Below are 25,411 nucleotides of genomic sequence, written 5' to 3'. Positions count from 1 at the left end.
GATGGGCGAAGGCGCTATCGTCGCGCGCAATGACGCCCGAAGGAGGAGACCGGCATGAAGCGGTCGAGGATCAATGCCATCATGGCCGAGGCCGACGAGATGATGCGCCGCCACGGCTTCGCGCTGCCGCCCTGGGCGCGCTGGTCGCCCGAGACCTTCGTCGCCCGCCGCACCGAGGCCGCCGAGGTGATCGACCATCGCTGCGGCTGGGACATCACCGATTACGGCGCGGGCCGGTTCGACGAGATGGGCCTGTTCCTCTTCACGCTGCGCAACGGCGACCCGGCGGAGCTGCGCGCGGGCGGGGGGTTCTGCTATGCCGAGAAGCTCCTGATCTCGCGGCGGGACCAGCTTTCGCCGATGCACACACACATCACCAAGACCGAGGATATCATCAACCGGGGCGGTTCCACGCTGGTGATCGAGCTTTACGGCTCGGACGAGGAGGGGCGCTTCGACGAAGGCGCGGGCGGACGCGTGGCCTGTGACGGGCTCTACCGCGACTACGCGCCCGGCGAGCGGCTGGCGCTGGCGCCGGGCGAGAGCGTCACGCTGCGCCCCGGCGACTGGCACGCCTTCTGGGGCGAGGGGGGCGACGTGCTGATCGGCGAGGTCTCGACCGTCAACGACGACCTCACCGACAACATCTTCCGCGAACCGATCGGACGCTTCGCCGAGATCGAGGAGGACGTAGCGCCGACCCACCTTCTGGTGAGCGATTACGACGCTTGGCTGAGCTGACCGCGGCCGCGTTCCGCTCCAGTTGGGCGTTGATAGTTGCAAGCGCAACGATTATTGGGGCAGGCAGGAGCAGGGAGGAGCATCATGAACGAGGCACCCGCGTCGCACAGCCTGACGACCGCGTTGACGCCGGTCGGCACGGTCGAAGGCTACATGCCCGGCTTCGGAAACGACTTCGAGACAGAGGCCCTGCCCGGCGCACTGCCGCAAGGGATGAACAGCCCGCAGAAGGCCAATTACGGCCTCTATGGTGAGCAGCTTTCGGGCACGGCCTTCACCGCCGACCGTCCCGAGCGCACGTGGTGCTACCGCATCCGGCCCTCGGTCAGGCACACGCACCGTTTCGAGCGGATCGACCTGCCCTACTGGACGACCGCGCCGCATATCCCCGACGGCGTCACCTCGCTGGGCCAGTACCGCTGGGATCCGCTGCCCCATTCGGGCGAGGCGCTGACCTGGCTGACGGGGATGCGCACCATGACGACGGCGGGCGACGTCAACACGCAGGTCGGGATGGCGGCGCATGTCTATCTGGTGACCGAGAGCATGGTGGACGCCTATTTCTATTCGGCCGATTCCGAATTGCTGGTCGTCCCGCAGGAAGGGCGTCTGCGATTCTGCACCGAGCTGGGTGTGATCGACCTCGCCCCGCAGGAAATCGCGATCCTGCCGCGCGGGCTGGTCTACCGGGTCGAGGTGCTGGAAGGTCCGGCGCGCGGCTTCGTCTGCGAGAATTACGGCCAGACCTTCGAGCTTCCGGGGCGCGGCCCGATCGGAGCCAACTGCATGGCCAACCCGCGCGACTTCAAGACGCCGGTCGCCGCCTTCGAAGATCGCGATGCGCCGTCGACCGTCACGGTCAAGTGGTGCGGCCAGTTCCACGAGACGCGGATCGGGCATTCGCCGCTCGATGTCGTGGCGTGGCACGGCAACTACGCGCCCTGCAAATACGACCTCAACACCTACTGCCCGGTCGGCGCGATCCTGTTCGATCACCCGGACCCGTCGATCTTCACGGTGCTGACCGCGCCATCGGCGAGCCCCGGCACGGCGAATATCGATTTCGTCCTTTTCCGCGACCGATGGATGGTGGCCGAGGACACGTTCCGCCCGCCCTGGTACCACAAGAACGTCATGTCCGAACTGATGGGCAACATTCACGGCCAGTACGACGCCAAGCCCAAGGGGTTCGTGCCCGGCGGGCTCTCGCTGCACAACATGATGCTGCCGCACGGGCCGGATCGGCAGGCCTTCGAAGGCGCGTCCAATGCCGATCTGAAGCCCATGAAACTGGAGGACACGATGTCCTTCATGTTCGAGACGCGGTTCCCGCAGCACCTGACGGCATTCGCCGGGCGCGAGGCGCCGCTGCAGGACGACTACATCGATTGCTGGACGGACTTGCCGAAGCTCTTCGACGGCACGCCGGGGACGAAGGGATGAGCGGCCGGACCGCGGGTACGGTCGGCCGGGGCGGGGGCTCTGCCCCCGTGACCCCGAGGTATTTCGGGCCAGAGGATCTAGGGGGCGACGCGTCGCCGAGGTGGCGCGCATGAGGCTGGCGAGCCTCGCCTCCCGCGGGCCGGATGGCACGCTCGTGGTGGAGGAGGACGGTCTGCGGTCTGCCGGTGCGGGCACGATGCGGGCCTGGCTCGACGGGGCCGACCTCGCACCCAGCGCGCGCGTCGAACCCGTGGCCGGGGATGCGTTACTCGCGCCGCTGCCGCGCACGCACACGTTTCTCGACGGATCGGCCTATGTGAACCATGTCGACCTCGTTCGCCGCGCGCGCGGCGCCGAGATGCCGGCGCGGTTCTGGACCGACCCGCTGATGTACCAGGGCTGCGCCGTGTTCGACGCGCCGACGGCTCCGATCACGGGCGACGCCGCCTGGGGCATCGATTTCGAGGGCGAGGTGGCGGTGGTCACGGGCGACGTGCCGCGGGGCGCCACCCCGGACGAGGGCGCGGCCGCGATCCGGCTTGTCATGCTTCTGAACGACGTGAGCCTGCGCGCGCTGATCCCCGACGAGCTGTCGAAGGGCTTCGGATTCGTGCAATCGAAGCCGCCTTCGGCGCTGGCACCCTTCGCCGTGACGCCGGACGACCTGCCGGGATGGGATGGCCGCCGCCTTCACGCCACGCTCTGCGTCGATCTCAATGGCGCGCCGTTCGGGCGGACCCGGTCGGGTGAGGATATGACCTTCGATTTCGGCCAGCTTGTCGCCCATGCCGCCCGGACCCGTCCCTTGCCGGCGGGCACGGTGATCGGGTCGGGCACGGTCTCGAACCGCGACGAAGGTGGCGGGCCGGGTCGGACCGTGGCGGCGGGCGCGCGCGGGTATTCCTGCATCGCCGAGCAGCGCATGGTCGAGACATTGACCGACGGCGCCGCGCAGACGCCGTTCCTCGCCTCGGGCGACCGGGTCGAGATGTGGATGGAAGACGCCGAAGGCCGCGACCTCTTCGGCCGGATCGTTCAAAACGTGGAGACGACATGAGCAAAGCCTTCGCCAGCCAGGGCGACCTGGCCGCCAAGACCATCACCTTCGACGAGATCGGCGAGGGGCTCTGGGCCTTCACCGCCGAGGGCGACCCGAATTCCGGCGTCATCATCGGCGACGAGAGCGTGATGATCGTCGAGGCGCAGGCCACGCCCCGCCTCGCCAACCTCGTGATCGAGAAGGTCCGCACGGTCACCGACAAGCCGATCAGCCATCTCGTTCTGACGCATTATCACGCGGTCCGCGTGCTGGGGGCTTCGGCCTACGGCGCGGGGCAGGTCATCATGTCCGACGCCGCCCGTGCGATGGTCGCCGAGCGGGGGCAGGAGGATTGGGACAGCGAGTTCCAACGCTTCCCGCGCCTCTTCGAAGGGCACGAGAGCATTCCCGGCCTGACCTGGCCCACGACGACCTTCTCGCATGGGATGACGGTCTATCTCGGCAATCGGCGCGTCGACATCCGGCATCTCGGGCGGGCGCACACGGCCGGCGACGCGGTGATCCACATTCCCGACGCGAACGTCATGTTCACCGGCGACATCGTCGAGGATCGCTCGGCCTGCTATTGCGGCGACGGGTATTTCGGCGACTGGGGCGGCACGCTCGACGCGATCCGCGCCTATGACGTCGATGCCATTGCGCCGGGACGCGGCGGCGCGCTGATCGGGCGGGACGCGGTCGAGCGCGCCATCGCGAGCACGCGGGATTTCGTCACCAGCACCTATCGCCCGGCGGCCCGCGTCGCCGCCCGCGGCGGCTCGCTCAAGGAGGCGTGGGACGCGGTGCGCGCCGAATGCGATCCGAAATTCTCCGACTACGCCATCTACGAGCATTGCCTGCCCTTCAACGTCGCCCGCGCCCATGACGAGGCGCGCGGCATCGCCCACCCCCGCATCTGGACCGCCGCGCGCGATCTCGAGATGTGGGAGGCATTGCAGGGCTGATCGGGATGGTCGCGACGCGCTACCGCACCGCGTTCCAGCTCTACCCCTATGCGCGCGTGCCGGATCAGGACGCGGACGCCCCGGTGCGGCACCCGGTCGTGATCGTCGGCGGCGGGCCGGTGGGCATGGGGCTGGCGCTGGACCTGGGGCGGCAGGGCGTGGCCTGCGTCGTGCTGGACGACCATGACGGCGTCGGACAGGGCAGCCGCGCGATCTGCTTCGCCAAGCGGACGCTCGAGATCTGCGACCGGCTGGGCTGCGGCGAGCCGATTGTCGAGCGGGGCGTCGTCTGGAAGCGGGGCCGCGTCTTTCGCGGCGAGGCGGAGATCTACGCCTTCGATCTCCTGCCCGAGGCGGGGCATCGCCGCCCGGCCTTCGTCAACCTGCAGCAGCCCCGTTTCGAGCGCTTCCTCGTCGAGGAGATCCGCCGCGCCCAGGGGGGCGGCGCCCCGATCGAGATCCGGGGCCGGAACCGCGTCACCGCACTCGACCGCCACGACGACCATGTCGCGCTCGAGGTCGATACGCCCGACGGGCCCTACCGGATGGAGGCGCAATATCTCGTGGCCTGCGACGGGGCCGGGTCGCCGATCCGCGAGATGATGGGGCTGGGGTTCGAAGGGCGCGTCTTCGAGGACAATTTCCTGATCGTCGACATCCGGATGCAGACCGAGATGCCGACCGAGCGGCGCTTCTGGTTCGACCCGCCCTTCAATCCCGGCGAGACAGCGCTCCTTCACAAGCAGCCCGACGATATCTGGCGGCTGGACTTCCAGCTCGGATGGGAGATCGATCGCGCCACTGAGCTCGACCCCGAGCGGGTGCGCGCCCGCGTCGTCGGCATGATCGGCCCGGAGGTATCCTTCGAGACGGTCTGGACGTCGATCTACACCTTCCGGTGCTGCACGATGGATCGCTATCGCCACGGCCCGGTGCTCTTCGCCGGCGACAGCGCCCACCAGGTCAGCCCGTTCGGCGCGCGGGGCGCGAATGGCGGGATGCAGGATATCGACAATCTGGGATGGAAGCTGGCCGCGGTTCTGGCGGGCGATGCGCCGGACGCGCTCCTCGACAGCTACCATGTCGAGCGCAAGCAGGCCGCCGAGGAGAACATCGCCCATTCCAGCCGGTCGGCCGACTTCCTGACGCCCCGGAACGCGGCGCACGCGCTCTTCCGCGACGCGGTGCTGGACCTCGTGGGCGAGGTGCCCTTCGCGCGGCCGATGGTCAATTCGGGGCGGCTGTCGACGCCCTGCACCTATGACGGCTCGCCGCTCTTGGGGCCGGACGCGCTGCCGGGGGCGCCCGCGCGGACCCGGCCCGGCAGCCCCTGCAGCGATGCGCCCCTGGCCGAGGGGTTCCTCCTTGACCGGCTGGCGGACGGCTTCGCGTTCCTGGCGATCGGCTGCGAGCTCCCGAAAGCGCCCATGGCCGCGGGCCTCGCACTCGGGACGGTGACGATCGGGCCTACGGACGACCCCGAGGGTTTGGTCGCGGCGCGCTATCTCGGGGCGGCGGAGAGGGGCCTCTACCTCATCCGTCCCGACCAGCATGTCGTGGCGCGATGGCCGGCCTACGACCCGCGCGCGGTCGAGGCGGCGGTGACGCGCGCGCTGGGGCGGTGCTGAGGCGATGGCAGACCTGATCGTGACCCCGAACCTCGACGACCCGGACGCATTCTACGCCGCGCTCCTCGCGGCGCATGACGGGCTCGAGGCGGATGCGGTCCACGCGCTGAACGCGCGGCTGATCCTGATCCTCGCCAACCATCTCGGGGATGCGGAAGCGCTGGGCCAGGCGCTCGACCTCGCGCGCCGCACCGCGCCGGCCGCGGAAGGCTGACGCGCAGCGGGGTAGTTCTCGAAAAGTGATGTGGAATGAAGTCGCGCGCCCCTTCGGGCGGCGTGTGGGCCGGGCGGATGTCTCCGCCCGGCCCGGCATCGCTTACTGCGTGATGCCGAGATTGTTGTTGTTCCCGATCTGGCTGAACTGCGCGACGTTGGCATCACCGAGCTGCACGACGGCGAACTGGTTCCGGTTGCCCATGACCGTCGCGTCGATATCGTTGCCTTCACCCAGCTGGGCCGCGCCGAACACGTTGCGGTTGCCGGTGATCTCGCCGGTGAAGACGTTGCCTGCTCCGCCGAGATTGCCTTGCAGGATCAGGCCCGACGGCACGCCGACACTGGCCGCGTCGCCGCTGAAGAGACCCTCGCCGTTGTCGTTCCCGTCGATGCTCAGAGTCGCGACGTGATTGTTCCCGAACTGGCCGATCCCGAACGAGTTGCGGCTGCTGCCGCCGTCCATGACCACGTCCGCCATGTTCGCGTCGCCCAGCTGCAGGATGCCGATATCGTTGTCGTCTCCGACGATGGGCGCGATCGAGGCGATGTTGTTGTCGCCGGTCTGGCTGATGCCCGTCTCATTGCCGTCTCCGACGACCATGACGGACCCGACGGTGTTGTTGTCACCGATCTGGACGAAGCCGAAATCGTTGTCGTCGCCGCGGGCGTCGTAATCCACGAAGTTGCCGTTGCCCATCTGCAGCATGGACGACGCGCCCGCGCCCGAGAGCAGCGCCCAGGTCTGGCCGAAGCCCAGATTGCCGTTCCGGTCGCCGCGGACCCGGATGCGCGCATCGTTGTTATCGCCCACCTGCTCGGCGGTCACGATGTAGTTCGTGTTGCCGATCTGGCGGAGATCCATGTCGTTGCCGACACCCCATTGCGCGGCCGTGATCAACAGGTTGTCCGCGCCGCGCTGGACCGCGGTGACGTCATTGTCGTCGCCATATTGCTCGACGCCGTGGTTCTTACCGTTGAGCGCGGTGTTACCGAAGATCTCGATCTGGGTCGCGCGCCCGAGCCGACCACCGATGCGGTTGCGGTTGCGGTTGTTGGGCGCTGCACCCTCGACCGACTGCGTGATGCGGGCCCGGTTGCCGGTGGCCCCGGTGCTGATCTGCTCGACGCTGATCAGCGTGTTGCCGGTCCGGTCGAGATTGCCGCTGACCGGGTTCGGCGGGGTGGTCGTCGAGCCCTGACGGATCACGAGGACGTTGCCGCCACCTGCGGTCGCGTCCTGGCTGACGTTGTTGATGATGTTCTCGAAGCTGGTCTGCTCGATCCGGGCGCGGTTGCGGTCACCGAGCTGTTCGAACCCGTTGCCGTTGACGCCCTTGCTGACGCCGACGAGGTTGCCGTTCCCGGTTTGCGTCAGGTCGAGATCGTTGCCGTTGCCGGACTGGACCGCGTTGTTGATCGAGGCGATCGGTCCTTCGTAGCTGCCGACATTGCCGCCGAAGGCGTTGTTGTCGCCATCCTGGTCGATCAGCGCGTCGTTGCCGTTCCCGATCTGATCGAACAGCACGAAGTTGTTGTCCGCCATGGCAGCGCCCGATCCGACCGACAGGGCCAGGATCGAGGCGGTAAGAAATCTGGTGTTCATAAAGTCCCCACAAGGTCACGAAATCCGGGTACTCGACCCGGACGAATTCACGTCCTGTCCGATCTGCCTCGGTGTCCGTGCGCCGGATCTGCGTCCGCGCTTCGGGGGTGTGACGGCGGGGGTCGCCCGCGTCGGTCGAACAACCCGGCGGGATCGTGGCGATGCGTCCTGCAACGCATCCGGTCCCGCCGGTACCTTCGGTGACCCGGCCCGAAGGCCGTCCGTCGACCCGGTCATGGCCCCATTTCGATGCGGGGCTGTCCGGGGGGCGGGCGCCGTACTCCAACTGGCGCGGAAACCTGCAAACACGTACACGCGAACATTCGTTCGCAGCATCGGCAAGAACACGCCGATGCCTCACTTCATGCCGCGCGCGTTAACCGACCGTCAACCTTTTGCTGCATTTGAAACGCAATCGGGTCGCATTCGGACGCCGAGGCCGGGGGTGCTATTTCGCGCTGCCCGACAAAGCTCGAAAGACCGGAAAACCGTTTCTTTACTGGGATCAATCGGCGGGCGGTCATCTGCGCACGGATGTCCGGGTGGTGGCCGATTGGGCACGGACGGCGGAATCCGGTTGCCTGTGGGTAAGTCAAGATTGTCGCATCGGCGGAATTACGCTCTGATCGAAGGGCAAAGTGTTAACGTCGGATTCGCGTGATGCGCGGCCGGAGGAGTTAGTGATGACGTATCGAACCGCCCTTGCCCTTGCCCTCGCGGTCGGCCTGATGGCCGGTCCGGTCGTCGCGCAGGATATCGTCTACACGCCGGTCAACCCGTCCTTCGGCGGCAACCCCCTCAATTCGACCTACCTGCTCTCGACGGCGAGTGCGCAGCGCGAGGCGACAGCCCGTGACGCCACCAGCGGCGGCGGCGGGTTCGGCGGCGGCGGGATCGATTCGCCCGGCTCCAGCAACGCCGACCTGTTCGTCCGCCAGCTCGAGGGCCGGCTTCTGTCGGCACTCGCGGGCCAGGTCACGGACGCCATCTTCGGCGACACGCCCAGCGAAAGCGGCACGGTCGTTTTCGGAACCACCACGGTAGAGTTCGTCCGCACCGTCGGCGAGATCCGCCTCGTCATCACCGATGCCCTCGACGGCACCGTCACGGAGATCGTCGTCCCGCAACTCGTCACCGGATAGCCAAACAATAGGATGCCGCGCGGACGGGCCAAGCCCGCCGAACGCAGCACGAGCAGTAAATCAGAAGGACCGTAAAGTGTTCCACAGATTGAGATCGTTCAGCGTGGCCGCCCTGGCCATCGCAAGCCTGTCCGCGTGCAATTTCCACTTCGAGGATTCGTACGAGAGCCAGTATCTCGCATCGGTCGGCGATATCACGGCCCAGAACCGCGCGCTCCGCGCCGTGCCGTTCCCGTCGCACCGGGTCACCGTGTCGGTCTATGGAATGCCGGACCTGACGGGGCAGTACAAGGAATCGACCACCGGCCAGAACCTGTCGCGTGCCGTCACCCAGGGGGGCGCGGCCGTCCTGATCAAGGCCTTGCAGGATGCCGGCGACCGGCGCTGGTTCAGCGTGCTCGACCGCTCCAATCTCGACAACCTCGTGCGCGAGCGCCAGATCATCACCGAGATGCGCCGCATCTACCGTGGTGAGCAGAATATCAGCCCCTCGGTGCTTGGGCCGCTCGACCATTCCGGCATCCTGATCGACGGCGCGATCGTCGGTTACGACACCAACACCGTCACCGGCGGCGTCGGTGCCCGCTATCTCGGGATCGGCGCCAACCGCCGCTACAAGATCGACGTCGTGACCGTGTCGCTCAAGGCCGTGTCGGTCGAGACGAGCGAGGTGCTGGCCAGCGTCGTCGTGCGCAAGCCGCTCGCCTCGATCTCGGAACAGGGCAACATCTTCACCTACGTCGCGCTCGACGAGATCCTCGAGGGCGAGGCCGGTCGCGCGGTCAATGAACCCAAGCAGATCGCGGTCGAGCAGGCCGTCGAGAAGGCCGTGATGGCGCTGATCGCGGAAGGGTCGATGGCCGGCATCTGGAGCTTCGCCGACACCAGCGCGGGGCAGGCCTATGTGACCGGTTACGTGGGACAGAAGTTCGACGGCGACGTGCCCGCCACGGGCGCGTCCCCCGCCCGTCCCGACACCACGATCGGTGCGACGCGCATCCCCGAAACCGTGCCCGCACGCCGCCGTGCCCGCACGGTGGCCCCGGTGGTCGAGCGTCGGCTCGAACCCGCAGCACCCGCCGTCCAGGCGCCTGCGCCCCGCTTGCCGCCCGACACGCCACATGCCGCGGACGTGGTGGGCTGATCCCGCCACGGTCGCGCGATGCGCCCGAACCGAATTCGCGTGTGGCAACGAAAGATTAACATCTGACGTCTACGCTGCGATTCTCCCGCCCTCGGATCGGAGATCGCCCATGGTCCGCGCCAGACATCTGATCGCCGCCTGCTTCGTCGTGGCTCTCTCGGCACCTGCCGGGGAGGCGACCGAGAACGAGCTGATCGGGCTCGTGGCGCCGGAGGCCAACACCCTTCGCATCGTCGAGGCCGAGGCAGGTCGCGTAACGGTGGTCGTCCGGCACCCGCGATCCACGTCCTCTGCCCGGGTCGCAACCGCGGCTCCGGCCGCAGGATCGGTCGAACAGGCCGGGCTTTCGCACAGCGTCGTGCTGGATGTTACGGGTCAGTCGAACCTCTTCGATATCGTGCAGTCGGGGCGGGGGCAGTCGGTGACGGGGGCGGTCACCGGAGCCGCCAATCGCGCCACCATCACCCAGACGGGACAGGGCCAGACGGTCGTGTTCCGCCAGAGCGGAATCGGAAATGAATTGAGCGTGCGCCAATCCTCGTGGTAGTTGCGGGGAAATGGGGGATTCCATGGTTATCGGTAAAGGCCGCGTTCTGGCCGTTTTCTGCCTTGCCCTTCCGGGCCTCGCCGCCGCGGACGGCAACACGCTCTTTCTCGTGCAGGACAGCACGGGCGGGACGGGCGCGCGCAATACGCTGAGCATCGACCAGTCCGGCGGCACCAACACCCAGATCGCGGGATCGGTCGACGGGCTTGCCCCCGCGCGCCAGACCGGATCGGGCAACGCGGCCGACATCAACGTCGCGGGCACGGATGTCACCGTCCTCTTCTCGCAGGGCGGCGCGACGGACGCCGCGTTCAACAACACCGCCACGATCAATGCCGATGGCCAGTCGCTTTTCGCGTCACTGGAACAGCTTGGGTCCGACAACACCGGGGTCATCAATCTCGACGGCACCAACAGCTCGGGCACGATCGTTCAGGACGGCGTTGGCAACACCGGCGCGCTGACGGTCGGCGGGACCAATGCATCCGGCACGCTGGTTCAGCGCGGCAATGACAACGATCTGGGCCTCGTGGTGAGCGGAGTCGACACGAACGTGTCCTTCACGCTCGTCGGCGACGGTCTCGGCGCGGGGGCCTTCGCGGCAACCGAAGGCGGCAGCGTCGCCGTGTTCTCGAATGCCGGGGCCGTGAACATCACCACGACCGTCCTCGGCGGGCCATGATCCGGGGCCTGCGCGGGGCGGGTCGGACGCTGGCCCTGGGCCTGGCGGCGCTCTGCACCGCCGCGATGGGCGACATGACGGCGATCCCGCATATCGATCTCGAGCGCGACGGCGAAGTGGTCGTCGTCACGAGCTACGTCTCCGGCCCACCGGGCGAGACCGTGCGCGGTGAGGTCACGTTGCAGCGGCGGAGCGGTTCGAACAACGTCCGCACCTCGCAGACCACCGAGGTGGTTATCGGCGCGGACGGCCGGGGCCGGTTTTCCCAGACCTCGATCAATGTCGGCGACGGCACCGCGCTGGCCGCCTCGCTCGTCATTTCGCGGAACGGGGAGGTCGCCGCGCGGACCGACCTCACCCTGAATATCGGGCCGTGAGGGTCGCGATGACGATGGCATCGGTCCCCCGCCGCGCCGCGATCCTCGGTTTCGCATTGGCGACCGCGCTGGCCGCGCCCGCCGTCGCGCAGGAGGAGGGTGGCTTCGCCGACGCCTTCTCGGGGATCTGGTTCAGCTTCGATCCCGGCACGTCGACCGGGGGAAGCTGCACGGTTGAACTTGCACCCGAGGCGGCGGCAGACGGGCGCCGCGGCGTCTCCACGAAGGATTGCCGCCCGCCGGTCTCGACCGCGACGGGCTGGACGATCGCCGACGGGCAGATCCGGCTGACCAACGCAACCGATGCGACCGTGGCTCTGCTCGGAGGGACGCAGTTCCGCATCACGGGCGAACTCGGGGGCGATGCCGGGCCGCTGATCCTGGAGCGGGCCGAAGGTGACGCCAACAGCCGCCGTATCCGCGAAGCGATCACCACCTATCGCTGTATCTTCCGGGGGTTTACCAGCACTTGCGCCACGCCCGAAGCCATGGCCCGCCCGGCTCTCGGCGCTGAAGGGCCCGCTCGGATCGAAACGCTCGTGAACCTCAATGTCCGGTCCCAGCCCCGCGCCGATGCCGGGGTGATCGGGGTCGTGCCCACGGGCTCGACCGTGACGGTGGATACCTGCCTGACGACGACCGACGGGCTCTGGTGCGGGGCGCGGTTCGGGGATGCGACGGGCTGGTTCGCGCGCACCGCGATCCGGGACGACACCTGGCCCATCCTGACCTTCGTCGCGGCGGAATAGGGCCGCCCGGTCAGAGATTCGCGGGCGGAGTCGTGATCGTGGTGATCGCCGCCGTCGCGATCAGGATCATGACGACGATCGCGCCCTCGGTGGCGATCGACCGGCGCAGCGCCGGGGCCGCCCCAGCCTGACCTGCGCGCAAGGCCGGCACGAGCCGCCAACGGTTCTGCGCCGCGAGCCCCAGAAGGGCCGCGACAGCCCCGACCTTGAACATCAGTCCCAGCCCGTAGGCCGTCCCGAAGAGTGCCGAGATGCCACCGGACAGACACCAGCCGAGCCCGATTCCCGCCACCGCCAGAAGCGCCACGACGCCCCCCGCGATCCGACCGAAGCGGTCGAGCAGCGCCGCGCCCGCGGACGACCGGGCCGCGTGGTGCAGGGGGGCCAGCGCCCCGATCCAGAACGCCACGGCGAGAAGGTGCAGCACCAGAAGCGGTGCCAGCAGCGCGCGCGGATCGCCCAGGGTGTGTCCGACCTGCGCGTAGGAGACCGCGACGGCGACCGCGCCGATGGCGGGAAGGATGCGGCCGAGCGGCCCCGGCAGAAGGATCGAGAGGATCGCCGCTTCGCCCAGCGCGCGCCAGATCGCGGCGGTGCCCAGCGGGCTCGACCAGACGAAGCCGAGCATCATCGGGTCCGTGGCCCCGGTGAGCCCGAGGCCCGAAATGCGCGCCGCCCGGATCCCGAACCGCAGGGCCAGAACGGCCAGCCCGATCGAAGCGGCAAGTGCCGCCATCCGACGGGCGCGCCGGAGCGTGGCGTCATCCGCATCGCGGCGGAACATGAGGACGAAGAGCGCGCCGCCCATCGCCAGAAGTGCCGCGCCGTAGCCCGCGGCCTTGGCGGCGACCGCGACGAGGGCGAGCCCGTCGACCGGGGCGAGGCCGTCCATCACTCGGCGATGGTGAAGCCGAATTCGCCCTGCATCGGGTGCCCGTCGGCACTCATCCCGCGCCAGTCGACGCGGTAGATGCCGGGATCGAGACCCTCGGTCGGCGCAGCCTCGAAGCGCGTGACCGGCTCCATCCCCGTGGCGCGTTCGAGTTCGACCGCGTCGCCCTCGCGGGTCAATTCGATCGCGATGACGCGCATCGGTGCGTCGAAATTCATCGCGATCAGCGGGGCCTCGGCCACGGTGGTTCCGTCGGCCGGCGTGTGGGCGTCGGTCTTGGAATGGGCGGTGGCGTCCCCGGCGGCAAGAAGGGCGAGTGCGGCTGCGGCCAGTGCGGGTCTTGAGATCATCGGGTCGTCCTTGTCCTGCGTCGCGGCCGTCGACGGGCCAGGCCCACCACGCCCGCCCAGAGCGCCGACGTCAAGCCGTGGCAGCGGGGGATCGTGCTGCGGTCAGCCGGTCTGGAACCCGGTGATGAGCTGGCGCAGCCCGATCGCCGCCCCGGCGAGGATCGAAAGGATCGCGAGGGGTGCCGAGAACGCGAGCACCGAGGCGGCCGAGAGACCCTGGCCCACGCTGCATCCGATGGCGAGCACGGCACCGACGCCCATCAGGACCGCGCCGCCGATCTGGCGCCGGAGTTCGCGCGGGTCCTCACACGCCTCCCACCGGAAGTGACCGCGCAGAAGGCTGCCCGCGAAGGCCCCGAGCAGCACGCCCGCGACCGAGCCGACGCCGAAATTCAACGACGTGCCGCTGGCCGTCATCAGCCAGAGCATCGTGCCGCCCAAGGGTGCGGCGAAGGTATGCGACACGACCGGCGTCGCGGCGAAGCCGTTGGCCGCGATCCAGCTCGTGCCGATCCACGCGGTGGCGATGGCGAACGCGACGGCGGCGCCCGCCGCGAGGGCGGTGCCCCGTCGCAGGAACGCCCGGTCCCAGAGGGCCGCGCCGAGGATGGCCAGACCGATGGCGATGCCGGGCCAGACCGGCGCGAGGCCGGTCGCCGCGGAGAGCGCGTGCGCAATGCCCTGCGGACCGCCGCCGGTCGCGCCGGGGAAGATCGCCATGCGAACATGGGCGAAGGGGCCCGACATGACCGCGAAGGCCGACAATCCCATGACGAGAAGGATCACGAAGGACCGCAGATCCCCGCCGCCCAGCCGCGCCAGCGCGCCGAAGCCGCAATTCCCCGCGATGGCCATGCCGTAGCCGAAGAGCAGGCCGCCGAGGATGACGGCGGCGGGCGACCAAGGACCGGCGAGGTAGATCGAGCGCAGGGGATCGGCCAGTCCGAGGCCATCCGCGGCGAAGGTCAGGACGATCGCGCCGCCCAAGGCGACGCCCCACATCCGTGCCCGCACCCACGAGCCGCCATAGATGACGTCCTCGATCGCGCCGAGCGTACAGAACCGCCCGAGACGCGCCGCAAGGCCCAGCAGGAGTCCCCCCGCACATCCGACGAGCGCCATCGCGTGGCTCTCGTCGATCCAGTCGATCAACATGCCCCGATCCTCCCCATTGGGCCGCCGGTCAGGGTGTCCGCGCGGGCCCGCCCTCCGACCGGCAGAACAGGTCGTAGACGACATCCATGATCCGGATCGCGCGACCGTCGGTCAAGGAGTAGTAGATCGTCTTGCCCTCGCGTCGGGGCTGAACGAGCCCTTCGAGCCGCAAGCGCCCGAGCTGCTGCGAGACGGCGGCTTGTCGCGCCGAGAGCAGGGTTTCGAGCTCGGTGACGGATTTCTCGCCCGAGGCGAGATGGCAGAGGATCATCAGCCGTCCCTCGTGGCTGATCGCCTTGAGGAAGTTCGACGCGGCGGTCGCGTTCTCGAGCATGCGGTCGAGATCGTCCTCGCAGGTGTCGGGGCCGAAGACCGGAAGGGCCATGGTCGGATACTCGTCTGGCTCGCGTCGGGCGTCCCCCGGGCGGGGGGTGCGCATAGGGGCGCTGTTACCGTCCATCGCGCCACCCGTCCAGTTCGGGGATGTCTCGGGCGGCGGCGTCGAGCATCTGTCCCAGCACCGGCCAGAAGAAATCCTCGCCAGGATAGCCCTCGCGGCGGTCGATCTCGATCCCGTCATGCACGAGGATGAAGGTCGGCGTGAACCGCATCCGGCTTTCGAGTTGCAGGTCGTCCGGCAGGGGGTCGTGGATGTCGACCCGGCGCAGCGGGGCGGCGCGCCCCTCGGCGGTCAGCGGGTATTCCGGCGAGACCTCGGCGTCCCAGCGGGCGCACCAGATGCAGCCCGCCTCCTCGCCCATGATCAACTCGACCTGCGCCGCGGCAAGCGACGGCAGGGCGGCCCAGAGGCCGATCAGTGCGGCGCGGAACATCTGTTGCATTTCATAACACATAATTTGAATATGTCCGTGCGGCAAGAAGATCCCTTCGGGCCGCGCGGGGAGGCGCATCATGTTCGACGTGACCATCGCGGGCGCGGTCCTGGCAGGTCTTCTGTCCTTCCTGTCGCCCTGCATCCTGCCGATGGTGCCGTTCTACCTGTCCTATCTCGCGGGCGGCTCGGTGCAGGCGCTGGAGGCGGACGAGCTTCCGCCGGGGACGCGGCGCCGGGCCGTTCTCTCGGCCATCGCCTTCGCCGCGGGGGTCGCGACCATCTTCGTCGGGCTGGGGGCCACGGCCACCGCCTTCGGGCAGATCGTGCGCGATTGGTTCGACGTGCTGCGCTGGGTCGCGGCGGGGATCATCCTGCTGATGGGGCTGCACTTTCTCGGGGTGCTGAAGATCGGGCTTCTTTATCGCTCGTTCGGGCAAGGCGCGTCCGGGGGCGAATCGAAGGGCGGCGTTGTCGCGGGCTACGTGATCGGGCTGGCCTTCGCCTTCGGCTGGACGCCCTGCGTCGGGCCGGTCCTGGCGGCGATCCTGTTCATGGCGGGCGCGCAGGAGAGCGTGTCGCAGGGCATGGTCCTGCTTCTGGCCTACGCGGTGGGCATGACCGCTCCCTTTGTCGTGGCGGCCGCCTTCGTGGGGCCGTTCATGCGCTGGATGCGCGGGTTCCGGCGTCACCTGCCCAAGATCGAGAAGGCCATGGGCGCGTTCCTCGTGGTCTTCGCCATTCTGATCGCCACCAACATGATGAACGTGATCGCATTCTGGATGCTGCAGTTCTGGCCGGCCATCGGCTGAGAGGAGGACGACATGAGACACCTGATCGCAATTCTGGCCACCTGCCTGGCCTTCGCCGCGCCCGCGGCCGAGTTGGGCGATGACGGTCTGCACAAGGCGCCCTGGATGGTCGACACGTTCAAGGACCTGCGGGAGGACCTTGCCGAGGCCAACGACGCAGGCAAGCGCCTGATGGTCATCGTCGAGCAGCGGGGCTGCATCTATTGCACCAAGATGCACGAGGAGGTCTTCGTCGAGGAGGACATCGCGGCGATGCTGGCCGACGACTACTTCGTCGTTCAGGTCAACATGTTCGGCGATGTCGAGATCACCGATTTCGACGGCGAGGCGCTGGCCGAGAAGGATGCCGTGCGCAAATGGGGCCTGAACTTCACGCCGACGCTGGTCTTCTTTCCCGAGGAGGTGCCCGAGGGTGTCACCGCCGAGGATGCGGCGGTCGCGACGATTCCCGGCGCGTTCGGTCCGGGCACGACGCGCAACATGCTGACCTGGGTTCTGGAGCACGGCTATGACGGCGACGAGCCGTTCCAAGCCTATCACGCCCGCAAGCTGAGCGAAGGCTGACGCACAAGATATTCACATTTCTGCATTTGTCCTTGCCAGATCACGGCTCCGTGACTTAGCGTCGGGGCGGAGGACGACCAATGGGAGGTTTCATGAAACGCACTGCACTGGGCATCATCGCGTCCGCGATGTGCGCCACGACCGCGTTCGCCGCGGATGTCGTGGCACCGGGAGATGTCGAGTTCGACGAGTACGGCGCGATTGCCGCGTCGCTGACGGGCACGCCTGGCGATGTCGCCAATGGCGAATTGCTGATGAACAAGGGCGCGGGCAACTGCATCGCGTGCCATGCCGTCACCGAACTGGAGGCGCTGGGCTTCCACGGTGAGATCGGGCCGATGCTCGACGGTGTGGCGGATCGCTGGACCGAAGCCGACCTGCGCGGTATCGTGGCCAACGCCAAGATGATGTTCGACGGCACGATGATGCCGTCCTTCTACAAGACCACCGGCTACATCCGGCCCGGCGACGCCTATACCGGCAAGGCCGCGGAGGGCGAACTGGCCCCGCTGCTGACCGCGCAGGAGGTCGAGGACGTGGTGGCCTATCTGATGACATTGAAGGAGAGCTGAGATGCAACTCACACGACGCGACGCGTTGATGCTGGGCGTAGGTGCGGTCGCGCTGACGGCCCTGCCGATGCCCGCCCGCGCGGCCACCACCGAGGAGGCGATCGCCGCCTTCACCGGCGGCGCCGAGGTCGGCAGCGGCGGCATCACCCTGACCGCCCCCGAGATCGCCGAGAACGGCAACACGGTTCCGATCGAGGTGTCCGCCCCGGGTGCGGCCTCGATCATGCTGCTGGCGGCGGGCAATCCGAACCCCGATGTCGGCACGTTCAACTTCGGCCCGCTGGCGGCAAGCCAGGCGGCCTCGACCCGCATCCGCCTCGCGGGGACGCAAGACGTCATCGCGATCGCCAAGATGCAGGATGGCAGCTTCGTGCAGGCCTCCGCCGAGGTGAAGGTCACCATCGGCGGCTGCGGCGGCTGAACCAAAGGACAAGGAGAAGACACATGGCAGATGGCGTCAAACCCCGCGTCCGCGTCCCCAAAGAGGCGTCGGCCGGCGAGGCGATCCAGATCAAGACCCTGATTTCCCACACGATGGAATCCGGGCAGCGCAAGGATGACGACGGGAACACGATCCCGCGCTCGATCATCAACCGCTTCACGGTGGATTTCGAAGGCGAGAACGTCATCGACGTCACGCTGGAGCCCGCGATCTCGACCAATCCGTATTTCGAGTTCGAGGCCACCGTGCCCGCGTCGGGGACGTTCGTCTTCACGTGGTACGACGATGACGGCAGCGTCTACACCGAAGAGAAGGCCATCACGGTCTCCTGACCGCAGGGCACGACGCGCGGCCCTCGGGAAGGGCCGCGCCGATCATCCCGCGAGGGAAGGGAGGAACGACATGAAGAAACTGATGCTGACCGCGGCCATGGCCGCGCTGGCCGGGGGTGCCGCATGGGCCGAGCCGGACGAGGACAAGTTGGTCGTCAACGGCGAGATCGAGATGGTGACCGAGGCCGCCGCACCCGCGCATCTGGAAGGCGCGATGTCCACGATCTACTCGGGCTGGCGCTTCCGCTCGGACGAGACGCAGGCCGTGCAGATGGACGATTTCGACAACCCCGGCATGCTGGGCGTCGAGAACGCGATCGACGCCTGGGACGAGGTCGCGGGGACCGAGGGCGAAAGCTGTGCCTCGTGCCACGGCGACGTCGAGACGATGGCGGGTGTCAGCGCGACCTATCCCAAGTGGGACGAGGCCGCGGGCGAGGTGCAGACGTTGACCATGCAGGTCAACGAATGCCGCACCGAGCGCATGGGTGCCGAGGCGCTGGCCTACGACAAGGGGGCGGCGGTGGACATGACCGCGCTCCTGACCTCGCAGAGCCGCGGCATGCCGGTGAACGTCGCTATCGACGGCCCCGCGCAGTCGACCTGGGAGCAGGGCAAGGAGATCTACTACACCCGCTTCGGCCAGCTCGAGCTCTCCTGCGCGAATTGCCACGAGGACAACTACGGCAACATGATCCGCGCCGATCACCTGAGCCAGGGCCAGACCAACGGCTTCCCGGTCTACCGCCTGAAGAACACCAAGCTGAACGGCACGCATTCCCGCTTCCGGGGCTGCATCCGGGACACGCGGGCGGCGACGTTCGACGTGGGCTCGCCCGAGCTGATCGCGCTGGAACTCTATGTCGCGTCGCGCGGCAACGGCCTCTCGGTCGAAGGCCCCAGCGTCCGAAACTGAACCCTCGGGCCCGCCCGCCGGTATCGGCAGGCGGGCCCTTTTCTTTCCGCAAACATGCAAGTTTGCGAATGTGAATGGAGAGAGGCGATGATCTCACGCCGCGATTTCCTTCAGGTGGCCATGGCGACCTCCGCGATCTACGGCGCGGGCGCCTTCGGCAACTGGTCCCGCCTCGCCGCGCAGCAGGCGATGACCCAGGACGACCTTCTGTCCTTCGAGACGTCCGGGAACGTCACGCTGATCCATGTCACCGACATCCACGCCCAGCTCGTGCCGGTCTGGTTCCGCGAGCCCGAGATCAATCTCGGCGTCGGCGAGGCCGAGGGCCAGCCGCCGCACCTGACCGGCGCCGATTTCCTCGCGCGCTACGGCATCGCCGCCGACAGCCCGTCGCAATACGCGCTCTCCTACCCCGATTTCACGGCTCTGGCGCGCGGCTATGGCCGCATGGGCGGGGCCGACCGCATTGCCACGGTGGTCAACGCCATCCGCGCCGATCGGCCCGATGCGCTGCTGCTCGACGGCGGCGATACGTGGCAGGGCAGCCTGACCGCGCTCCGGACCGAAGGCCGCGACATGGTCGAGGTGTTCAACGCGCTGGGCACCGATGCGATGACCTCGCATTGGGAGTTCACGCTGGGCATCGACCGCGTCACCGAGATCGTCGAGAACGAGATCAACCATCCTTTCCTCGGCGCCAACATCTTCGATGCCGAATGGGACGAGCCTGCCTACGAACCCTATCAGATGTTCGAGCGGGGCGGCGTCCAGATCGCCGTCATCGGCCAGGCCTTCCCCTACATGCCCATCGCCAATCCCGGCTATCTCTTTCCCGGCCTCAGCTTCGGCGTCCGCGAGGAGCGGATGGCCGAGGTTGTGCAGGAGGCGCGCGACGCGGGCGCCGAGGCGGTCGTGGTCCTCAGCCACAACGGCTTCGACGTGGACCGCAAGATGGCCGCCAACGTGCCGGGCATCGACGTCATCCTGACGGGCCATACCCATGACGCGCTGCCCGAGCCGCTGCTGGTCGGCCGCACCCACCTGATCGCGAGCGGAAGCCACGGCAAGTTCGTCAGCCGCCTCGACCTCGACGTGCGGGACGGCGAGGTGAAGGGCGTCGCCCACAAGCTGATCCCGATCTTCTCGGACGTGATCGCACCCGACCCGGAGATGACGGCGCTGGTCGAGGCGCAGCGCGCGCCCTTCCAGTCCGAACTGACCGAAGTCCTGGGCAAGACGGACTCGCTCCTCTACCGGCGCGGCAATTTCAACGGCACCTGGGACGACCTGATCTGCAAGGCGCTTCTGGAGGAGCGGGAGGCGGATATCGCCCTCAGCCCGGGCTTCCGCTGGGGCGCCAGTGTCCTGCCCGAGCAGGACATTACCCGCGAGGATTTGATGAATGTCACGGCGATGTCCTATCCGGAGGCGTATCGCACCGAGATGACCGGCGAGATGCTCCACACCATCCTCGAGGACGTGGCCGACAACCTCTTCCATCCCGATCCCTACTACCAGCAGGGCGGCGACATGGTTCGGGTGGGTGGCATGGGCTACCGGATCGACATCCGCCAGCCGCAGGGGAGCCGCATCACCGAGATGACGGTCCTGAAGACCGGCGAGGCGGTCGACCCCGCGCGCAGCTATGCGGTCGCGGGCTGGGCCAGCGTGAACCCCGAGGTCGAGGGCCCGCCCATCTGGGACGTGGTCGAAAATTACATCAAGCGCGAAGGCACCGTGTCCGTCGCGCCCAACGACAGCGTGCAGGTCGTCACCGGATGACCCGAACGGACCGAAAGGAGACCCGCCCATGACCGACAAAACCGGACCGACCCGCCGCGCCCTGCTGGGTGCCATGGCCGCCGGTGGCGCTGCTGCCGCGACGGGCTTCGCCGCCCGCGCCGAGGGCGACCCCGCGATCACCGAATTGCAGCCGTGGATGCAGTTTAATGGCGACGGCGTGGACGCGCGGCCCTACGGGATGCCGTCGCCGTTCGAGGCCCATGTGAAGCGCCGCAACGTCGAATGGCTGACTGCCGACCCGGTAAGTTCGGTCAACTTCACGCCGCTCCACGAGATGGAGGGGATCATCACGCCCAACGGCCTCTGCTTCGAGCGGCATCACGCGGGCGTGGCCGAGGTCGATCCGGCCGAGCATCGCCTGATGATCAACGGCCTCGTGGATCGCGAGATGGTCTTCACGATGGCCGACCTTGCCCGGTTCCCGCGCCACAACCGGGTACATTTCCTCGAATGCGCGGCGAATTCGGGGATGGAATGGCGCGGCGCGCAGCTCAACGGCTGCCAGTTCACCCACGGCATGATCCACAACGTGATGTATACCGGCGTGATGCTGCGCGACGTGCTGGCGGCGGCGGGTGTGCAGCCGGCAGGCACGTGGCTTCTGCCCGAGGGGGCGGACGCGTCGGGCATGACCCGCTCGATCCCGATGGAGAAGGCGCTCGACGACTGCATGATCGCCACGCACATGAACGGCGAACGGCTTCGGCCCGAACAGGGTTATCCGGTCCGCCTCGTCGTGCCCGGCTGGGAAGGGAACATGTGGGTCAAGTGGCTGCGCCGGATCGAGGTCGGCGACCAGCCCTGGCACCACCGCGAAGAGACGTCGAAATACACGGACCTTCTGGCGGATGGCGACGCACGCCGCTTCACTTGGGCGATGGATGCGAAATCCGTCATCACCAACCCCAGCCCGCAGGCGCCGATCACCCACGGGCCGGGGCCGACCGTCCTGACCGGCGTGGCGTGGTCGGGGCATGGCACGATCCCGCGGGTCGATGTGACGCTCGATGGCGGCATCAACTGGCACGCGGCGCGGATGGACGGGCCGAGCTTGGACAAGTCCATGCACCGCTTCTACTACGAGTTCGACTGGGACGGCTCGCCGCTTCTGCTGCAAAGCCGCGCGCAGGACAGCACCGGCTATGTCCAGCCCACCAAGGACGAGCTTCGCTCGGTCCGCGGCAAGAACTCGATCTACCACAACAACGGCATCCAGACCTGGGCCGTCGACGCAAGCGGGGAGGCCGAGAATGTCGAAATCGGTTAAGCTGGCTGCCGCTCTGGCGCTGATCGCCGCGCCGGTTCTGGCGCAGGACTATTCCACCCTCGGCCGCGTGGCGACGCCGGACGAGGTCGCCGCCTGGGATATCGACGTCCGTCCCGACGGCGCGGGTCTGCCCGAGGGATCGGGAGACGTCTGGACGGGCGAGGAGATCTACATCGCCCAATGCGCAAGCTGCCACGGCGATTTCGGCGAGGCGATCGACCGCTGGCCCGTGCTGGCCGGCGGGCAGGGCAGCCTGACGCGCGACCGTCCCGTCAAGACGATCGGCAGCTATTGGCCCTATCTCTCGACGGTCTACGACTACGTCCACCGCGCGATGCCCTTCGGACAGGCGCAGACGCTGACCGATGACGAGGTCTATGCGGTGACGGCGTATCTCCTCTATCTCAACGACCTCGTGGACGACGATTTCGTCCTCGACCGCGAGACGCTGGCCGGGTTCGAGATGCCCAATCAGGACGCGTTCTACATGGATGATCGCGCCGAAACGGAATATGCCGATTTCACGCGCGAGCCTTGCATGGAGAATTGCCGCGACGCGGTCGAGATCACGGGCCGCGCGGCGGTGGTCGACGTCACTCCCGAGGACGAGGCGGCCCGGAAGGCCCGCGAGGCGGCGGCGACGGGCACCGATAGCGGCGTCACCGAAGCCGATGCGGCGGTGGAGGTCGCGGCAGCGTCCGACGCCGACGAGGCCGCGGCGGATACCACACCGCTGGCCGTGACGGCGACTGAACCCGACCCCGAACTGGTCGCCGCGGGCGAGCGCGCGTTTCGCCAGTGCCAGACCTGCCACCAAGTGGGCGCGGACGCGAAGAACCGCACCGGCCCGGTCCTCAACGGCATCGTCGGGCACCCGGCAGGCGCCATCGAAGGGTTCCGCTATTCCAAGGCCCTCACCGAGATGGCCGAGGGCGGGCTGGTCTGGGACGAGGCCGAACTGACCGCCTTCCTCGCGGCGCCTCGCGACTACATGCCGGGCACCAAGATGACCTATCGCGGCGTGCGCGACGAGGCCGATATCGCGGCCCTGATCGCCTATCTCGGGACCTTCCCCGAATGATCCGCGCGGTGCTCCTGTCGCTCGTCCTGACCGCGCCCGCGGTCAGTGCGCGCGCCGAGGGGGACCCGGCCTATGGCGAATACCTCGCGGGCGAATGCACGACCTGTCACCTCGTCGGTGCGACCGAGGCCACGGGCGGCGTGCCGCTGATCACCGGATGGGACGAGGTCGTATTCGTGGACGTGCTGACGGCGTATAAGACGGGTGAGCGTGAGCACGGCCCGATGCAGATGATCGTCGCCCGGCTGGGCGACGAGGAGATGGCGGCGCTCGCCGCTTATTTCGCGACGCAGGAGTAGGGAGACTCGGGCGGACGCGCGTAACCTTGGGAGGATTATTCATGAAGCGTAGATTCGTTCTCGGTGGCCTTGCGGCCACTGGCGGGCTGCTGGCCGCGCCCGCGCTTCACGCAGATGGCCACGGCAAGCCCCGCGTCGTCGTGATCGGCGGCGGATCGGGCGGCGCCACGGCGGCCCGCTACATCGCCAAAGACAGCGACGGCGCCATCGACGTCACCCTGGTCGAACCATCGCGGACCTATTTCACCTGCTATTTCTCGAACCTCTATCTCGGCGGCTTCCAGGAGATGGACGACCTCGGCCACACCTACGGCACGCTGGCGGGCACGCACGGGATCAACGTCATCCACGACTGGGCCGTGGACGTCGACCGCGACGCCAAGACCGTGGCACTCGCGGGCGGCGCGTCGCTGCCCTACGACAAGCTGATCCTCGCGCCCGGCATCGATTTCGTCGAGGACGCGGTGCCCGGCTGGGACGTCTCGGTCCAGAACCTGATGCCGCATGCCTACAAGGCCGGAAGCCAGACCGAGCTTCTGAAGTCGCAGATCGAGAACATGCGCGAGGGCGGCGTCTTCGCGATGGTCGCCCCGCCGAACCCCTATCGCTGCCCTCCGGGCCCCTATGAGCGGGTGTCGATGGTCGCGCATCTCCTCAAGGAGCGGAACCCGACGGCCAAGATCCTGATCGTCGACCCGAAGGAGAAGTTCTCCAAGCAGGCGCTCTTCGAGGAAGGGTGGAACACACACTACGCTGGCATGATCGACCGCCTCGGCCCCGATTTCGGCGGCGAGAACGTCTCGGTCGATCCGGCCGCGATGACGGTCGATATCGACGGCGCGACCGAGGATGTGGATGTCTGCAACGTCATCCCGGCCATGAAGGCGGGCCGCATCGCCGACATGGCGGGGGTCACCGATGGCAACTGGGCGCCGGTCAATGCGGCCGACATGTCCTCGAAGGCCGATGCGGATGTCTACGTTCTGGGTGACGCCGCCCAGCAGGGTGACATGCCCAAATCGGGGTTCTCGGCCAACAGCCAGGCCAAGGTCTGTGCCAACGCGGTGCGCGGCGCGCTGACCGGCAGCGCGGTGTTCCCGGCGCGGTATTCCAATACCTGCTGGTCGCTCATCTCGGCCGAGGACGGGGTCAAGGTCGGCGCCACCTACGAGGCCACGCCCGAGAAGATCGCGTCGATCGACAGCTTCATCAGCCAGACGGGCGAGGATTCCGCGACGCGCAAGGCCACCTACGAGGAGAGCCTCGGTTGGTATTCCGGGATCGTCGCCGACATGTTCGGCGCCTGATCGACAGCTCCGCGCGCCCCGATCCCCGGGGCGCGCCTCATACGAGGAGGGACGAGGATGAGACGCCAGTTCGCAATTGCCGGGGCCGCCGCCCTGATGACGATCGCCGCCCATGCGCAGGAGGCCGCGACGGTCGTCTTCGACGGCGACGTCGCGGACGCGGCCTTCGCCGTCGAGAACGCCATCGTCGGACAGGGCCTCGTGATCGATTTCGTCAGCCATGTGGGCGAGATGATGACCCGGACCGGCGCCGACCTCGATCTCGGTCCGTCGCCGGTGGGCGAGGACGCGCAGATCTTCGTCTTCTGCTCGGCCACCATCAGCCGCGAGGTGATGGAGGCGGACCCGATGAACGTCTCGCACTGTCCCTATGGCATCTTCGTCGCCGAGATCGGGGGCGAGACCCTGGTCGGCCGCCGCGTCTATGCCGAGGAGAGCATGGCGCCCGTGAATGCGCTTCTGGAAGGAATCGTGACCGAAGCCACCGAATGACGACCGCCCGGATGTCCGG

General features: G+C 68.0%; 30 protein-coding genes. 24 read left to right on the top strand and 6 right to left on the bottom strand.

The genetic code is table 11. From position 1 onward, the window contains the following. Positions 1 to 54: 54 nt before the first annotated feature. The 6 genes from Q0833_RS12790 (at position 55) to Q0833_RS12765 (ending at position 6,030) form a co-directional block, all read left to right on the top strand. Complete coding sequence (locus Q0833_RS12790; protein WP_298435349.1) at positions 55 to 741, top strand: D-lyxose/D-mannose family sugar isomerase; 687 nt, start codon at positions 55 to 57, stop codon at positions 739 to 741. Positions 742 to 825: 84 nt separating this feature from the next. Next, positions 826 to 2,184 (top strand): homogentisate 1,2-dioxygenase, encoded by a 1,359-nt coding sequence (gene hmgA, locus Q0833_RS12785; RefSeq protein WP_298435348.1) that lies wholly within the window; start codon positions 826 to 828, stop codon positions 2,182 to 2,184. Positions 2,185 to 2,293: 109 nt separating this feature from the next. Further along, positions 2,294 to 3,241, top strand: a complete 948-nt coding sequence (locus Q0833_RS12780; protein ID WP_298435346.1) for a fumarylacetoacetate hydrolase family protein — start codon at positions 2,294 to 2,296, stop codon at positions 3,239 to 3,241. Further along, positions 3,238 to 4,188, top strand: a complete 951-nt coding sequence (locus Q0833_RS12775) for an MBL fold metallo-hydrolase (protein WP_298435344.1) — start codon at positions 3,238 to 3,240, stop codon at positions 4,186 to 4,188. The genes Q0833_RS12780 and Q0833_RS12775 overlap by 4 nt, the downstream gene beginning before the upstream one ends. 5 nt (positions 4,189 to 4,193) lie before the next feature. Continuing rightward, a complete protein-coding gene (locus tag Q0833_RS12770; protein WP_298436851.1) occupies positions 4,194 to 5,816 on the top strand; it encodes an FAD-dependent oxidoreductase in 1,623 nt (540 codons plus the stop codon). Between the two features lie 4 nt (positions 5,817 to 5,820). Further along, positions 5,821 to 6,030, top strand: coding sequence for a DUF2783 domain-containing protein (locus Q0833_RS12765; protein ID WP_298435342.1), 210 nt, complete (start codon positions 5,821 to 5,823; stop codon positions 6,028 to 6,030). 102 nt (positions 6,031 to 6,132) lie between these two features. On the opposite strand, the gene Q0833_RS12760 is transcribed toward Q0833_RS12765, so the two are convergent. Further along, a complete protein-coding gene (locus Q0833_RS12760; protein WP_298435340.1) occupies positions 6,133 to 7,635 on the bottom strand; it encodes a hypothetical protein in 1,503 nt (500 codons plus the stop codon). 683 nt (positions 7,636 to 8,318) lie between these two features. Here Q0833_RS12760 and Q0833_RS12755 point away from each other — a divergent pair. The 6 genes from Q0833_RS12755 to Q0833_RS12730 all read left to right on the top strand — a co-directional run bounded on the left by Q0833_RS12755 (position 8,319) and on the right by Q0833_RS12730 (position 12,276). Continuing rightward, complete coding sequence (locus tag Q0833_RS12755; protein WP_298435339.1) at positions 8,319 to 8,777, top strand: curli assembly protein CsgF; 459 nt, start codon at positions 8,319 to 8,321, stop codon at positions 8,775 to 8,777. A gap of 76 nt (positions 8,778 to 8,853) precedes the next feature. Continuing rightward, positions 8,854 to 9,921, top strand: a complete 1,068-nt coding sequence (locus tag Q0833_RS12750; protein ID WP_298435338.1) for a CsgG/HfaB family protein — start codon at positions 8,854 to 8,856, stop codon at positions 9,919 to 9,921. Between the two features lie 109 nt (positions 9,922 to 10,030). After that, positions 10,031 to 10,468 (top strand): hypothetical protein, encoded by a 438-nt coding sequence (locus Q0833_RS12745; protein WP_298435335.1) that lies wholly within the window; start codon positions 10,031 to 10,033, stop codon positions 10,466 to 10,468. A gap of 22 nt (positions 10,469 to 10,490) precedes the next feature. Beyond that, positions 10,491 to 11,150, top strand: a complete 660-nt coding sequence (locus Q0833_RS12740) for a hypothetical protein (protein WP_298435333.1) — start codon at positions 10,491 to 10,493, stop codon at positions 11,148 to 11,150. Next, positions 11,147 to 11,527 (top strand): curli-like amyloid fiber formation chaperone CsgH, encoded by a 381-nt coding sequence (gene csgH / locus Q0833_RS12735; RefSeq protein ID WP_298435331.1) that lies wholly within the window; start codon positions 11,147 to 11,149, stop codon positions 11,525 to 11,527. The genes Q0833_RS12740 and csgH overlap by 4 nt, the downstream gene beginning before the upstream one ends. A gap of 8 nt (positions 11,528 to 11,535) precedes the next feature. After that, positions 11,536 to 12,276: an SH3 domain-containing protein gene (locus Q0833_RS12730; protein ID WP_298435329.1), complete on the top strand. Its 741-nt coding sequence runs from the start codon at positions 11,536 to 11,538 to the stop codon at positions 12,274 to 12,276. A gap of 10 nt (positions 12,277 to 12,286) precedes the next feature. Here the strand turns inward: Q0833_RS12730 and Q0833_RS12725 are convergent, their stop codons facing one another. From Q0833_RS12725 to Q0833_RS12705, 5 genes are all read right to left on the bottom strand, one after another. Next, positions 12,287 to 13,168 carry a CopD family protein gene (locus Q0833_RS12725; RefSeq protein WP_298435326.1) on the bottom strand — a complete coding sequence of 294 codons (882 nt, stop codon included), beginning with the start codon at positions 13,166 to 13,168 and terminating at the stop codon, positions 12,287 to 12,289. Further along, positions 13,168 to 13,518, bottom strand: a complete 351-nt coding sequence (locus Q0833_RS12720) for a copper resistance CopC family protein (RefSeq protein WP_298435323.1) — start codon at positions 13,516 to 13,518, stop codon at positions 13,168 to 13,170. Before Q0833_RS12720 ends, Q0833_RS12725 begins: the two co-directional genes overlap by 1 nt. A 102-nt stretch (positions 13,519 to 13,620) precedes the next feature. Then, entirely contained in the window at positions 13,621 to 14,670 is a 1,050-nt protein-coding gene (locus tag Q0833_RS12715; protein ID WP_298436848.1) for a YeeE/YedE family protein, read from the bottom strand. Positions 14,671 to 14,701: 31 nt separating this feature from the next. Then, complete coding sequence (locus Q0833_RS12710; RefSeq protein ID WP_298435320.1) at positions 14,702 to 15,058, bottom strand: helix-turn-helix transcriptional regulator; 357 nt, start codon at positions 15,056 to 15,058, stop codon at positions 14,702 to 14,704. A 64-nt stretch (positions 15,059 to 15,122) separates the two neighbouring features. Further along, positions 15,123 to 15,506 carry a hypothetical protein gene (locus Q0833_RS12705; protein WP_298436845.1) on the bottom strand — a complete coding sequence of 128 codons (384 nt, stop codon included), beginning with the start codon at positions 15,504 to 15,506 and terminating at the stop codon, positions 15,123 to 15,125. Positions 15,507 to 15,585: 79 nt separating this feature from the next. On the opposite strand from Q0833_RS12705, the gene Q0833_RS12700 reads away from it, so the two are divergent. From Q0833_RS12700 to Q0833_RS12645, 12 genes are all read left to right on the top strand, one after another. Further along, positions 15,586 to 16,317: a cytochrome c biogenesis CcdA family protein gene (locus tag Q0833_RS12700; RefSeq protein ID WP_298435317.1), complete on the top strand. Its 732-nt coding sequence runs from the start codon at positions 15,586 to 15,588 to the stop codon at positions 16,315 to 16,317. A 12-nt stretch (positions 16,318 to 16,329) separates the two neighbouring features. After that, on the top strand, positions 16,330 to 16,881 hold the full coding sequence (locus Q0833_RS12695; RefSeq protein WP_298435314.1) for a thioredoxin family protein: 552 nt from the start codon (positions 16,330 to 16,332) through the stop codon (positions 16,879 to 16,881). 92 nt (positions 16,882 to 16,973) lie between these two features. Beyond that, entirely contained in the window at positions 16,974 to 17,453 is a 480-nt protein-coding gene (gene soxX / locus Q0833_RS12690) for a sulfur oxidation c-type cytochrome SoxX (RefSeq protein WP_298435311.1), read from the top strand. Position 17,454: 1 nt separating this feature from the next. Next, complete coding sequence (gene soxY / locus Q0833_RS12685) at positions 17,455 to 17,874, top strand: thiosulfate oxidation carrier protein SoxY (protein WP_298435307.1); 420 nt, start codon at positions 17,455 to 17,457, stop codon at positions 17,872 to 17,874. A gap of 23 nt (positions 17,875 to 17,897) precedes the next feature. Then, on the top strand, positions 17,898 to 18,227 hold the full coding sequence (soxZ, locus tag Q0833_RS12680) for a thiosulfate oxidation carrier complex protein SoxZ (RefSeq protein WP_298435304.1): 330 nt from the start codon (positions 17,898 to 17,900) through the stop codon (positions 18,225 to 18,227). Positions 18,228 to 18,297: 70 nt separating this feature from the next. Beyond that, complete coding sequence (gene soxA, locus Q0833_RS12675) at positions 18,298 to 19,143, top strand: sulfur oxidation c-type cytochrome SoxA (RefSeq protein ID WP_298435301.1); 846 nt, start codon at positions 18,298 to 18,300, stop codon at positions 19,141 to 19,143. Positions 19,144 to 19,230: 87 nt separating this feature from the next. Further along, positions 19,231 to 20,925, top strand: coding sequence for a thiosulfohydrolase SoxB (gene soxB, locus Q0833_RS12670; RefSeq protein WP_298435298.1), 1,695 nt, complete (start codon positions 19,231 to 19,233; stop codon positions 20,923 to 20,925). 28 nt (positions 20,926 to 20,953) lie between these two features. After that, positions 20,954 to 22,213: a sulfite dehydrogenase gene (gene soxC, locus Q0833_RS12665; protein ID WP_298435295.1), complete on the top strand. Its 1,260-nt coding sequence runs from the start codon at positions 20,954 to 20,956 to the stop codon at positions 22,211 to 22,213. Then, complete coding sequence (locus tag Q0833_RS12660) at positions 22,197 to 23,294, top strand: c-type cytochrome (RefSeq protein ID WP_298435292.1); 1,098 nt, start codon at positions 22,197 to 22,199, stop codon at positions 23,292 to 23,294. The genes soxC and Q0833_RS12660 overlap by 17 nt, the downstream gene beginning before the upstream one ends. Beyond that, positions 23,291 to 23,593, top strand: a complete 303-nt coding sequence (locus tag Q0833_RS12655; protein ID WP_298435289.1) for a c-type cytochrome — start codon at positions 23,291 to 23,293, stop codon at positions 23,591 to 23,593. The genes Q0833_RS12660 and Q0833_RS12655 overlap by 4 nt, the downstream gene beginning before the upstream one ends. A gap of 41 nt (positions 23,594 to 23,634) precedes the next feature. Continuing rightward, positions 23,635 to 24,900 (top strand): NAD(P)/FAD-dependent oxidoreductase, encoded by a 1,266-nt coding sequence (locus Q0833_RS12650; protein ID WP_298435286.1) that lies wholly within the window; start codon positions 23,635 to 23,637, stop codon positions 24,898 to 24,900. A 57-nt stretch (positions 24,901 to 24,957) separates the two neighbouring features. Continuing rightward, positions 24,958 to 25,392 (top strand): DUF302 domain-containing protein, encoded by a 435-nt coding sequence (locus Q0833_RS12645; RefSeq protein ID WP_298435281.1) that lies wholly within the window; start codon positions 24,958 to 24,960, stop codon positions 25,390 to 25,392. The last annotated feature ends 19 nt before the right edge of the window (positions 25,393 to 25,411 follow it).

It is taken from the genome of uncultured Jannaschia sp. (assembly GCF_947503795.1).
Classification (GTDB): domain Bacteria; phylum Pseudomonadota; class Alphaproteobacteria; order Rhodobacterales; family Rhodobacteraceae; genus Jannaschia.
This window is presented reverse-complemented; position numbering and strand designations above follow the sequence as displayed.

What these genes read in the sequence shown, in the direction of transcription:
- Q0833_RS12790 (WP_298435349.1), top strand. Translation starts at nt 55, where the DNA reads ATGAAGCGGTCGAGGATCAATGCCATCATGGCCGAGGCCGACGAGATG.
- hmgA (WP_298435348.1), top strand. Translation starts at nt 826, where the DNA reads ATGAACGAGGCACCCGCGTCGCACAGCCTGACGACCGCGTTGACGCCG.
- Q0833_RS12780 (WP_298435346.1), top strand. Translation starts at nt 2,294, where the DNA reads ATGAGGCTGGCGAGCCTCGCCTCCCGCGGGCCGGATGGCACGCTCGTG.
- Q0833_RS12775 (WP_298435344.1), top strand. Translation starts at nt 3,238, where the DNA reads ATGAGCAAAGCCTTCGCCAGCCAGGGCGACCTGGCCGCCAAGACCATC.
- Q0833_RS12770 (WP_298436851.1), top strand. Translation starts at nt 4,194, where the DNA reads ATGGTCGCGACGCGCTACCGCACCGCGTTCCAGCTCTACCCCTATGCG.
- Q0833_RS12765 (WP_298435342.1), top strand. Translation starts at nt 5,821, where the DNA reads ATGGCAGACCTGATCGTGACCCCGAACCTCGACGACCCGGACGCATTC.
- Q0833_RS12760 (WP_298435340.1), bottom strand. Translation starts at nt 7,635, where the DNA reads ATGAACACCAGATTTCTTACCGCCTCGATCCTGGCCCTGTCGGTCGGA.
- Q0833_RS12755 (WP_298435339.1), top strand. Translation starts at nt 8,319, where the DNA reads ATGACGTATCGAACCGCCCTTGCCCTTGCCCTCGCGGTCGGCCTGATG.
- Q0833_RS12745 (WP_298435335.1), top strand. Translation starts at nt 10,031, where the DNA reads ATGGTCCGCGCCAGACATCTGATCGCCGCCTGCTTCGTCGTGGCTCTC.
- Q0833_RS12740 (WP_298435333.1), top strand. Translation starts at nt 10,491, where the DNA reads ATGGTTATCGGTAAAGGCCGCGTTCTGGCCGTTTTCTGCCTTGCCCTT.
- csgH (WP_298435331.1), top strand. Translation starts at nt 11,147, where the DNA reads ATGATCCGGGGCCTGCGCGGGGCGGGTCGGACGCTGGCCCTGGGCCTG.
- Q0833_RS12730 (WP_298435329.1), top strand. Translation starts at nt 11,536, where the DNA reads ATGACGATGGCATCGGTCCCCCGCCGCGCCGCGATCCTCGGTTTCGCA.
- Q0833_RS12725 (WP_298435326.1), bottom strand. Translation starts at nt 13,168, where the DNA reads ATGGACGGCCTCGCCCCGGTCGACGGGCTCGCCCTCGTCGCGGTCGCC.
- Q0833_RS12720 (WP_298435323.1), bottom strand. Translation starts at nt 13,518, where the DNA reads ATGATCTCAAGACCCGCACTGGCCGCAGCCGCACTCGCCCTTCTTGCC.
- Q0833_RS12710 (WP_298435320.1), bottom strand. Translation starts at nt 15,058, where the DNA reads ATGGCCCTTCCGGTCTTCGGCCCCGACACCTGCGAGGACGATCTCGAC.
- Q0833_RS12705 (WP_298436845.1), bottom strand. Translation starts at nt 15,506, where the DNA reads ATGTTCCGCGCCGCACTGATCGGCCTCTGGGCCGCCCTGCCGTCGCTT.
- Q0833_RS12700 (WP_298435317.1), top strand. Translation starts at nt 15,586, where the DNA reads ATGTTCGACGTGACCATCGCGGGCGCGGTCCTGGCAGGTCTTCTGTCC.
- Q0833_RS12695 (WP_298435314.1), top strand. Translation starts at nt 16,330, where the DNA reads ATGAGACACCTGATCGCAATTCTGGCCACCTGCCTGGCCTTCGCCGCG.
- soxX (WP_298435311.1), top strand. Translation starts at nt 16,974, where the DNA reads ATGAAACGCACTGCACTGGGCATCATCGCGTCCGCGATGTGCGCCACG.
- soxY (WP_298435307.1), top strand. Translation starts at nt 17,455, where the DNA reads ATGCAACTCACACGACGCGACGCGTTGATGCTGGGCGTAGGTGCGGTC.
- soxZ (WP_298435304.1), top strand. Translation starts at nt 17,898, where the DNA reads ATGGCAGATGGCGTCAAACCCCGCGTCCGCGTCCCCAAAGAGGCGTCG.
- soxA (WP_298435301.1), top strand. Translation starts at nt 18,298, where the DNA reads ATGAAGAAACTGATGCTGACCGCGGCCATGGCCGCGCTGGCCGGGGGT.
- soxB (WP_298435298.1), top strand. Translation starts at nt 19,231, where the DNA reads ATGATCTCACGCCGCGATTTCCTTCAGGTGGCCATGGCGACCTCCGCG.
- soxC (WP_298435295.1), top strand. Translation starts at nt 20,954, where the DNA reads ATGACCGACAAAACCGGACCGACCCGCCGCGCCCTGCTGGGTGCCATG.
- Q0833_RS12660 (WP_298435292.1), top strand. Translation starts at nt 22,197, where the DNA reads ATGTCGAAATCGGTTAAGCTGGCTGCCGCTCTGGCGCTGATCGCCGCG.
- Q0833_RS12655 (WP_298435289.1), top strand. Translation starts at nt 23,291, where the DNA reads ATGATCCGCGCGGTGCTCCTGTCGCTCGTCCTGACCGCGCCCGCGGTC.
- Q0833_RS12650 (WP_298435286.1), top strand. Translation starts at nt 23,635, where the DNA reads ATGAAGCGTAGATTCGTTCTCGGTGGCCTTGCGGCCACTGGCGGGCTG.
- Q0833_RS12645 (WP_298435281.1), top strand. Translation starts at nt 24,958, where the DNA reads ATGAGACGCCAGTTCGCAATTGCCGGGGCCGCCGCCCTGATGACGATC.